Genomic DNA, 850 nt, shown 5'->3' with positions numbered 1-850 from the left:
GTCGAGCGACCATCCCGCCGCGGCGACCTGCATGACGGCCTTGGCGTGGTCGGCGGCGGGATGGTCGCTCGACTGGTACGCGGCGCTGACCCCGACGCAGGCGCTGTAGTCGAACGTGCCGTAGTGCAGCGAGGTGGCCCGGCCGCCCGCCGCGTCGATCATCCGGGCCACGGTGGCGGTGCCGTCCGCCCCGAGGATGGACTGGCTGGTCTCGATCTGGATCTCGAAGCCGAGCCGTCCCGGCGCCAGGCCGCGCGCCCTCTCGAACCCCTCGGCCAGCCGCACCATCGCGGTGACCTGCTCCGCGTAGGTGACCTTGGGCAGTGTCAGCACCAGTCCGCCGGGCAGACCGCCCGCCTCCACCAGCCCGGTGAGGAAGATGTCGAGCGTCCGGATGGACCGGTCCCGTACCGCGGCCTCCAGGCACTTCATCCGGATACCCATGTACGGCGCGGCGGTGCCGTTCCCGTACGCCTCGTGGACCAGCCGGGCGGCACGCGCCGCGGCCTCGTCCTCCTCGGCGTCCGGGCGCGGTCCGTAGCCGTCCTCGAAGTCGATCCGCAGGTCCTCGACGGGCTCGCGCTCCAGCTTGGCCCGCACGCGCCCGTACACCTGCTCCGCCAGCGCGTCGGACAGGCCCAGGGCACGGGCCAGCGAGCCCGCGTCGGGCGCGTGTTCGTCGAGAGCGGCGAGCGCCCGGTCGCCCCAGGAGCGGATCGTGCCGGCGTCGAAGGCGTCGGCGGGCACGTAGACGGTGTGGACGGGCTGGCGGGTGCGGGGATCACCCGGGTACCGGCGGGCCAGCTCGGCGTCGACCGCCGCGAGGGAGCGGCCGATGCCGGCGCCGACA

Annotated in this window: 1 protein-coding gene; it reads right to left on the bottom strand. The window is 74.5% G+C overall.

The genetic code is table 11. The features are described 5' to 3' along the window. Positions 1-850, bottom strand: an 850-nt coding sequence (locus BFF77_RS32400) for a DUF6986 family protein (protein WP_425424468.1), incomplete at both ends; no start/stop codon positions are given.

Origin of the sequence: Streptomyces lushanensis, from assembly GCF_001700515.1 — a bacterium.
Taxonomy (GTDB): domain Bacteria; phylum Actinomycetota; class Actinomycetes; order Streptomycetales; family Streptomycetaceae; genus Streptomyces; species Streptomyces lushanensis.
Note: the sequence above shows the minus strand (reverse complement) of the source record. Positions and strands in the feature narration are given on the sequence as shown.